Origin of the sequence: Bradyrhizobium sp. WYCCWR 13022 (assembly GCF_030435535.1) — a bacterium.
GTDB lineage: Bacteria > Pseudomonadota > Alphaproteobacteria > Rhizobiales > Xanthobacteraceae > Bradyrhizobium.
Map to the genome: position 1 here is coordinate 156,140 of NZ_JAUIZJ010000031.1, position 8,852 is coordinate 164,991.

General features: G+C 65.0%; 7 protein-coding genes. 4 read left to right on the forward strand and 3 right to left on the reverse strand.

Features of this window, described 5'->3' with window-relative positions:
* Positions 1–6 precede the first annotated feature (6 nt).
* Entirely contained in the window at positions 7–627 is a 621-nt protein-coding gene (locus tag QY049_RS34145) for a TetR/AcrR family transcriptional regulator (protein WP_258767031.1), read from the reverse strand.
* 51 nt (positions 628–678) lie between these two features.
* Here QY049_RS34145 and QY049_RS39165 point away from each other — a divergent pair, with 51 nt between their 5' ends.
* The 3 genes from QY049_RS39165 to QY049_RS34155 all read left to right on the forward strand — a co-directional run bounded on the left by QY049_RS39165 (position 679) and on the right by QY049_RS34155 (position 5,392).
* Positions 679–945, forward strand: a complete 267-nt coding sequence (locus tag QY049_RS39165) for a hypothetical protein (RefSeq protein WP_309493930.1) — start codon at positions 679–681, stop codon at positions 943–945.
* A 357-nt stretch (positions 946–1,302) separates the two neighbouring features.
* A complete protein-coding gene (locus tag QY049_RS34150) occupies positions 1,303–4,707 on the forward strand; it encodes an acyl-[ACP]--phospholipid O-acyltransferase (RefSeq protein WP_301270424.1) in 3,405 nt (1,134 codons plus the stop codon).
* Positions 4,700–5,392: a triacylglycerol lipase gene (locus tag QY049_RS34155; protein ID WP_258763002.1), complete on the forward strand. Its 693-nt coding sequence runs from the start codon at positions 4,700–4,702 to the stop codon at positions 5,390–5,392. The genes QY049_RS34150 and QY049_RS34155 overlap by 8 nt, the downstream gene beginning before the upstream one ends.
* Here the strand turns inward: QY049_RS34155 and tcuB are convergent.
* Positions 5,389–6,489 carry a tricarballylate utilization 4Fe-4S protein TcuB gene (tcuB, locus tag QY049_RS34160; RefSeq protein WP_258763003.1) on the reverse strand — a complete coding sequence of 367 codons (1,101 nt, stop codon included), beginning with the start codon at positions 6,487–6,489 and terminating at the stop codon, positions 5,389–5,391. The genes QY049_RS34155 and tcuB overlap by 4 nt on opposite strands.
* Entirely contained in the window at positions 6,476–7,867 is a 1,392-nt protein-coding gene (tcuA, locus tag QY049_RS34165) for an FAD-dependent tricarballylate dehydrogenase TcuA (protein WP_258763004.1), read from the reverse strand. The genes tcuB and tcuA overlap by 14 nt, the downstream gene beginning before the upstream one ends.
* 151 nt (positions 7,868–8,018) lie before the next feature.
* Here tcuA and QY049_RS34170 point away from each other — a divergent pair, with 151 nt between their 5' ends.
* Positions 8,019–8,702: a GntR family transcriptional regulator gene (locus QY049_RS34170; protein ID WP_258763005.1), complete on the forward strand. Its 684-nt coding sequence runs from the start codon at positions 8,019–8,021 to the stop codon at positions 8,700–8,702.
* Positions 8,703–8,852: the final 150 nt, after the last annotated feature.

Consider the following 8,852-nt stretch of genomic DNA (forward strand, 5'->3'; position numbering starts at 1 on the left):
TCGCAATCATCGCGCCGGCAGGATCCCGAGACCGACGAGATGCGCGTCCAGAAACTGCGTAACCTGCTGTCGCAGCAACTGCGGCGGCACGGCGACCATGCGCTCTTCGAGGCCAAGCGAAATGATGCCATGCACCGCGGAAAACAACGTGCGCGACAACAGCGCGATCTTCACGTCGTCCGCATCCGGTAGCACCCGCACCAAGGGCGGATGCATCAGCGCGAAGGCGTCCATCACCATCTGAAGGATGTCGTCGGGATACGGACGATCGTCCTCCATCCGATGTTCGAACAGCGAGCGCAGCAGATTGGCGTTCTCGGCGAAGAAATCGAGATAGGTCTCGGCTAATCCATAGAGCTGGCGAACCGGGTCCTCGGCCGGAACCTCGCCCAATCGCACCGTGAGGGCCTGAACCGTCTCCCTGTTGACGGTCAGGATCACCCCGTCGAAGTCCCCGAACTCGTTATAGACGCTGCCGACGGAGCAGCCGGCGGCGTCCGCAACGTCTCGAACCTTCAATGATCTCAATCCTTTAGCGGAAATAATCCCCCGGGCGATCTCCACGATAAGGAGCCGGCGCCGATTTTTTTTCTGGTCTCGCAGCGATTCTTCTTGAACATTGTTCATTTTCAAGCTACTCATTTGAACATTGTTCAAATTAACCTGGAGACCTGCAAAATGCAAACCCTTGCTGTTGATATCGCCTCCACCTTTGTCGACGACGCCGCGGCTCTCGTGACCGGATTTGGCCGCGCCCTGCTGCGGCTCGCCATGGCGCCCGTCGATCGCATCGCCAATGCCTGCGACGTTGCCGGCGTGCTCACCGAGCGCCGCGCGACCTTCCGGATGTGGCGGGCCAGCCGCGCCCGTGCCCGCCACGACGGCCGCCGCTTCAGCCTGCTCGGCCGCCTCAACCCCTTTCGCCATCTCGCCCACCTCACCTGAGGCAAGCCGATGCGCATGCGCGTCCGCTCGAATGCAAGGGCCAACCGCAACAAAGGACTTACTATGCCCGAAAATTGCAGGCCCATTCGCCCGATATCGACCCTCCGGTTCAGGCTTTCCTTATTGGCCGTGGCGATATGTGTCAGGCGCGGCATTTTCGCCCCAACTGCGACCGCGACCGGATATTTGCGAACCTAACGAGATCACCTGGAGACCAACAGGATCGGAGGGACCGAGGGGACACGGGCAGCCGGCGACCACGGTCGCCCTGCGATCGCTTCTCCCACACCCTTCCGGTCGTGACGTTCGACCTGCAACGTAACAACCTCGGGCTGCCTCTCCAAAACAGGACTAGTCATGATCAGGGATTTGATGTCGTCACGCCGCTTTGCGCCGCTGTTCTGGGCGCAATTTTTCTCGGCGCTCAATGACAACGTGCTCAAGAACGCACTCGTCATCATCCTGCTTTACAGCGCCGCAACCGGCCACGGCGATGCCCTCGTGACGGTGGCAGGCGCCGTCTTCATCTTCCCCTATTTCATTCTGTCAGGGCTCGGCGGTCAGCTCGCCGACAAATACGTCAAATCCGTCGTCGCCCGACGGTTGAAGTTTGCCGAGATCTTCGCTGCCGCCTTTGCCGCAGCCGGCTTCTTCATGCACTCGGTGCCGCTGCTGTTCACAGCGCTCGCATTGTTCGGCATCATCGCCGCCCTGTTCGGCCCCGTGAAATACTCGATGCTGCCGGACCAGCTCGAGCTCGGCGAGCTCGCTACCGGCAATGCGCTCGTCGAAGGCGCGACGTTCATGGCCATTCTGCTCGGCACCGTCGCCGGCGGCCAGTTCGTGGCCGGCTCCGCCCATATGGGCTGGGTCGCGTCGGCCGTGGTCGTGCTGGCTCTGCTGTCCTGGGCCTTTGCCTCCCGCATTCCGCAAACAACGCCTTCCGCGCCCGATCTGCCCGTCGATGGCAATCCCTGGACCTCGACATTCAGCCTGCTGAAGACACTCTATGCGGACCACCGCCTGTGGGATGGCACCGTGATCGTATCCTGGTTCTGGCTGGTCGGCGCCATCGTGCTGTCGCTGTTGCCCGCGCTGGTCAAGGACGTCGTCGGTGGCAGCGAAGGCGTGGTGACGCTGTGCCTGGCGATCTTCGCGATCGGCATCGCCATCGGTTCGTTGTTCGCCGCCAGCCTCAGCCATGTTCGCCCGAACCTCGCGCTGGTGCCGATCGGCGCCATCATCATGGGCTGCGCAGGGCTCGATCTCGCCTGGGCCATCGCTGTCACAGCCAAAGGCCAGGACATCGCCGCGGTCGACTTCGCGACCTCGTTCGCGGGTCTGCGCATGCTGGCCGACTTCGTCGCCTTCGCGTTCGGCGGCGGGCTTTTCGTGGTTCCGTCCTTCGCCGCCGTGCAAGCCTGGTCGGTACCGGGCGAGCGCGCCCGCATCATCGCCGCCGGCAACGTGCTGCAGGCCGCCTTCATGGTGGTGGGCTCGCTGTTCGTCGCACTGCTCCAGGCCGGCGGACTGCATGTCGGCTGGATCTTCTTCGGCCTCGGTGTCGCGAGCTTCGGCGCCGTGTGGTTCGTGCTGACGAAATGGGACAAGGAAGGCGTGCGCGATTTCGGCGGCCTGCTGTTTCGCGCCCTGTTCCGCACCGAAGTGCGCGGGCTCGAGAACCTGCCGCCTCCGGGCACGCGGATGCTGATCGCGCCCAACCATGTCAGCCTGGTCGACGGCCCGCTGTTGCACGCCGTGCTGCCGATCGACGCGAGCTTCGCGGTCGACACCGGCATCGCCAAGGCCTGGTGGGCCAAGCCGTTCCTGCGCGTGGTCAAGCACTACACCATGGACCCGACCAAGCCGCTGGCCGCACGCGACCTGATCAAGCTCGTCGCCGCCGGCGAGCCGGTGGTGATCTTCCCGGAGGGACGCATCACCGTCTCCGGCTCCCTGATGAAGGTCTATGATGGCACCGCGATGATCGCCGACAAGGCCGACGCCGTAGTCGTGCCGGTTCGCATCGAAGGCGCCCAGCGCTCGCATCTCAGCTACCTCAACTCCAGCCAGATCAAGCGCTCGTGGTTTCCGCGGGTGACGGTCACGATCCTGCCGCCGGTCAAGCTGCCGGTCGATGAACAGCTGAAGGGCAAGGCGCGCCGCAACGCCGCGGGCGCGGCGCTTCAGGACGTGATGATCGACGCCCTGGTGAAGAACGCCATGCTCGATCACTCGCTGTTCGAGGCGCTCGGGCATGCCTATCGCGACCGCGACACCGGCAAGGTGATCATCGAGGACGCGCTCGGCACCAGGCTGACCTATCGCAAGCTGATCCTCGGCGCGCAGGTTCTGAGCCGCAAGCTCGAGACCGGCACGACGGCCGGCGAGAACGTCGGCGTGCTGCTGCCGAACTCCGCGGGCGTCGCCGTCGTCTTCATGGCGCTGCAGAGCATCGGCCGCGTTCCCGCGATGCTCAACTTCTCCGCCGGCCCGGTCAACGTCCTCGCCGCCATGAAGGCCGCGCAGGTCAAGACCGTGTTGACATCGAAAGCCTTCATCGAGAAGGGCAAGCTCGACAAGCTGATGGCCGCGATCTCGGCCGAGGCGCGCGTCGTCTATCTCGAAGATATCAGGGCCACGATCGGCACCGCCGACAAGATCAAGGGCCTGCTCGCCGGCACCGCCCCGCGCGTCGCCCGCCAGGCCAACGATCCCGCCGTCGTGCTGTTCACCTCTGGCTCGGAAGGCACGCCCAAGGGCGTCGTGCTGTCCCACCGCAACATCCTCGCCAACGCCGCGCAGGCGCTCGCGCGGGTCGATGCCAACGCCAACGACAAGGTGTTCAACGTGCTGCCGGTGTTCCACTCGTTCGGCCTGACGGGCGGAATGATGATGCCTGTTCTCGCGGGCATTCCGATCTACATGTACCCCTCGCCGCTGCACTACCGCATCGTACCCGAATTGATCTACCAGACCGGCGCCACGATCCTGTTCGGCACCGACACGTTTCTCACCGGCTACGCCCGCTCGGCGCATGCCTACGACTTCCGCACCCTGCGCCTGGTGATCGCCGGCGCCGAGGCGGTGAAGGACCGCACGCGCCAGGTGTTCATGGAGCGCTACGGCATCCGCATCCTCGAAGGCTATGGCGTCACCGAGACGGCGCCGGTGCTGGCGATGAACACGCCGATGGCCAACCGGCCCGGCACCGTCGGCCGCCTCTCGCCGCTGATGGAAAGCCGCCTCGATCCGGTCCCCGGCATCGAGGAAGGTGGGCGCCTCTCGGTGCGCGGACCGAACGTGATGCTCGGCTACCTCAGGGCCGAAAACCCTGGCGTGCTCGAAGTGTTGCCCGAGGGCTGGCACGACACCGGCGATATCGTGGCCATCGACGCCGCAGGCTTCATCACCATCAAGGGCCGCGCCAAGCGCTTCGCCAAGATCGCCGGCGAAATGGTCTCGCTGTCCGCAGTCGAGAGCATCGCGACGACGCTGTGGCCGCAGGCTGGCTCGGTCGCCGTGTCGATCCCCGACCAGCGCAAGGGCGAGCGCATCGTGCTGCTGACGACGGAGAAGAATGCCGAGCGCAGCGCGATGCAGGCCCAGGCCAAGTCGATCGGCGCCTCCGAGCTGACCGTGCCCGCGACGATCATGGTGGTCGACAAGGTGCCGCTGCTCGGCACCGGCAAGACCGACTACGTCACGGCCACGACGATGGCCCGCGAGCAGGCGACCTCACCGGAACGCGAGGTTGCGTAAGACCCAACCCATCGCCGTCGCGCCGGATGGTCGGCGCGACGGCGTGGTCTTGCTTCACGGCATCGGCGTCGGCTCCTGGACGCTGAAGAAACTGGAACGAGCGCTTCAGCGCCTCGGCTTCGCGACGCTCAACCTCGACTATGCCAGCCGCAAGAAGCCGCTCGAACAGCTCGCGGAGGAGATTCATCCGTCCGTCGCTGCATTCGCCGGGCAATGCAACGGTGCGGTCCACTTCGTCGCCCACTCCATGGGCGGTCTGCTTACACGAGTTTACATCGCGCGACACCGGCCGGCGCGGCTCGGCCGCGTCGTGATGCTGGGCACGCCCAATCAAGGCAGCGAGGTCGCCGATCTCCTCAAGGACTTTTCGCTCTACCGCGCCGCTTTCGGTCCGGCTGGCTTGCAGCTTGCGACGGCTCAAGACCCGGTGCTTGCCGACCTGCCACCGCCCGACTATGCGATCGGCATCATCGCGGGATGCGCCACCATCGCGCCAATCGCCTCAGCCTTCGTCCTTCCGCGTCCCAATGATGGACGCGTTTCAGTTGCAAGCGCGAAGCTGGCCGGCATGGCTGACCACATCATCGTCAAGGCGTCTCATACCGGGCTGCCGCGCCATGGCGTCGCGATCGAGCAGACGATCGCTTTTCTTCACGATGGCCGCTTCAGGACGCCTGACCACTAGGCCGCCGTCCGCCGCTCCTGCGCGTAACGCACCAGAGCCGCAAAACGGTAGATGCCGTGCACGAATTTCCCGTAGGGCATGGTGATGAAAAGCGCAAAGACCGCGCCGAGATGCAACGCCAGCAGCGGCCCCATCGCGGCGGTCTCGCGCAGGAGCAAAACCAGCATGCCCGTCGCCCCGGTCAAGAACAGCATCGCGATGAAGCCGACATCCATGCCGTAGCTGTTGTCGTCGAGCAGCTCGGGCGCACGGCGCGATTTGGCGAGGAACAGTCCGATGGGACCAACGACAAGGCCGATGCCACCGAGCGTGCCGAGCACGACAGGCAGATCCCACCACGGATACGGCGCCTCGCGACCGAGCAGATAGTGATACAGCGTGGCAACCGAGGTCGCGGCGAAGCACAGCAGGAAGCCGTAGAACGTCAGATGGTGGAACAGCTTGCGCCGGTCGGTCGGCTTGTCGTCCTCATTGTAGCAGCCGACACCGCCGCCATGGAGATAGCGCAGCTCGCCGGCGTCGCGGATCGCCTGGAAGATCGAGCCGCCATCGGCGCGACCGCCGATCGGCGTGCCGATGTCACGCCAGAACGCGCGCACACTCATGACCAGGGCGAGGATTGCGTAGAGGAAAGCGGCACTGAATAAAGCGGCCATCGCATTGTGCGGCATCAGCTTGTAGAACGCACCCGGACCGGTGTGTACGCCGAACAGCACGCTGTGATCATTCAGCGCCGCAAAACCGAGAATGAACGCGGCCATGCTCAGCACAGCGACGATGCTGATGAGGAGGCCGTTGCGCGCAAACGCCCCGGAGAGCGCATGCGGCCAGGCATAGGCGGCATAGGACTCCGCACGCGCGACCGCGAGTGTCCTGGGGACGTTGACGTTGAACTCGTGCGGCGGCGAGAACTGGCAGTCGACATAGCAGGCGCCGCAGGAATGGCAGAGATTGGCGAGATAGTTGAGATCGCCGTCGGAAAAAGCGCGGCGCATCTCCATCGCGGGGAAGACCGCGCAAAGACCCTCGCAATAGCGGCAGGAATTGCAGACTGTCATCAGACGGTCGGTTTCGTCCAGGATCCTAGTTCCGTGCATGTTTCGCCGCTTCCCGTCCTGCGATCCGCCCGAACACGCTGCCGATGGTCATGCCCATGCCGGCGGCATAGCCCTTGCCGAGCACGTTGCCTGCCATGATCTCGCCGGCCGCGAACATGTTCGCCGACGGCCTGCCGTCCGCCATCAGCATCCGCGCGTCCTTGTTCACGCGCGTGCCCAGGTAAGTGAAGGTGATGCCCGGCCGCACCGGATAGGCGAGGTAAGGCGGCGTCTCGATTTTGCGCGCCCAATGAGTCTTGGGCGGTGTGATGCCCTCGGTTACGCAATCGTCCAGGATCGTGTGGTCGAACGTCCCGGGCCGCACCGCAGCGTTGAACTCGGTGATGGTCTTTTCCAGCGCGGCCGGATCGAGCTCGAGCTTGCCGGCGAGCTCGGCGATGGTCTGCCCCGCGATCGGCGGAAACAATGTCGGCATGAAGCTGGTGACGACGGTCGAATCGAAGATGATGTAGGCGATCTGGTCCGGCTGCGCCGCGACCAGCCGGCCCCAGATCGCGTAGCGCTTCGGCCAGAGATCCTCGCCCTCGTCGTAGAAGCGCTGGGCGTGCTTGTTGACGACGATGCCGAACACGACGGAGTCGTGCCGCGTGATGATGCCGCCGTCGAATTTCGGCGCGCGGGCGTCGATCGCAACCGCATGGCACTGGGTGGGATCGCCGACCTCCTGCACGCCCTTGTCGAGCAGCATCTTCAGGATCGCGCCGCGATTATAGGGCGTGCCGCGGATCAGGAAGTTGTCGGCGGCCTCGCCCCAATATTGCTTCAGCCATTCGATGTTGGCCTCGAACCCGCCGGCGGCGGCCACCAGCGAGGTCGCATGGATCTCGGTCTCGCCCTTGATCGGCCGCTTCAGGCGCGCAGCGAGGAACATCCCGTCCTCGATCACGAGGTCGGTGACCTCGGCGTCGTATTCGACATCGACGCCGAGCTGCTCGGCGGTCAGATACAGCGCGTTGAGCATGGCGCGACCGCCGCCGAGAAAAAAGGAGTTGGTGCGACCGAGGCTCAGCGTGCCGCCAAGCGAAGGCTGCCAGCGCACACCCTGCTCCACGATCCAGTTCAGGATGTCCTTGGACTCCCGGATCATGTGGCGGGCGAGCACTTCGTCGGTCTTCCCGCCGGTCACGCGCAGCAGATCTTCCCAGAACTCCTCCTCGGTATAAGGACCAGTCAGGATCTCGGTCGCGGCGTCATGGGCGCAGCGCATGTTGCGGGTGTGGCGGGTGTTGCCGCCCCGATAGAATTTCGGCGCGCCCTCGAACACCATGACCGAGGCGCCACCGCGCCGGGCGGAAATCGCCGCGCACAGCGCCGCGTTGCCGCCGCCGATCACCAGCACATCGTATTTGCTGCCCATGCGCGTCTGCCCGATGCGACGAAGTTGGAGACATTCTGCCCGCCGGAGGGCTTGGTCAACCCTGGCGACTCTTGCGTACGTTTGTATACAAAGATATACAGACACGACGCAAGCGGCATCTCTGCATGGGCAGGATGCGCACTGAGGGACCATGGCCAGACGTCCGGCGAAGGCAGGCGGATCGATCGCGCGCGGCAGTGGCGTCGCGCTCGGTGAAGCCGTATTCCGCTCGCTCTGCGAGGCGCTCCAGGCCGGCAGCTACCGCGCCGGCGACCGCCTGCGCGAGGAAGAGGTCGCGCAACGGCTGAAGGTCAGCCGCACGCCGGTGCGGGAGGCGCTTGGCCGGCTCGCCGCGCGCGGCTTCGTCGAGCCCGCTGGCGGACGCGGGCTGATCGTGCGCAACCTCGACATTTCAGAGGTGCTCGAGCTCTACGCGATGCGCGAGATCATGGAGGGCGCTGCGGCACGCCTTGCCGCCGAGCACGCCTCCGCGCCTGAGGTCGACGCGCTTCGGGACATCGAACAGGCTTTTGTGGAAACGTCCCGGACCGACGCTGCCGACATGGCGCGGCTGAACCGGGGTTTCCACGAGGCGATCTGCCGCGCGGCGCGCAACCGCTATCTCGACAACGCCTCGCGCGAATTGCAGGACTGGATCGCCCTGCTCGGCCCGACGACCTTCACCGTGACGGGCCGCCCCTCGACCAGCCATGGCGAGCACCAGGCCATCATCGAGGCCATCGCCGCGCGCGATGGCGACAAGGCCGAGCAGCTCGCGCGCGCGCATATCCGCGAGGCGCTGCGCTGCCGGCTCAAGCTATTGCAGGAGCAGTAGGACGTGTACTCATGAGCGTCACCTTTCGCGGGTTAAGCGGAAGCCGCTCCGTTTGGTCGGCATCGACTGCTTTTTGACCCTTATGTATGGTCCGGCCGCGCGTCGCAAGAAGATTTCGTCGAATTGGCGGTGAGCGGTCTTGCATCAATG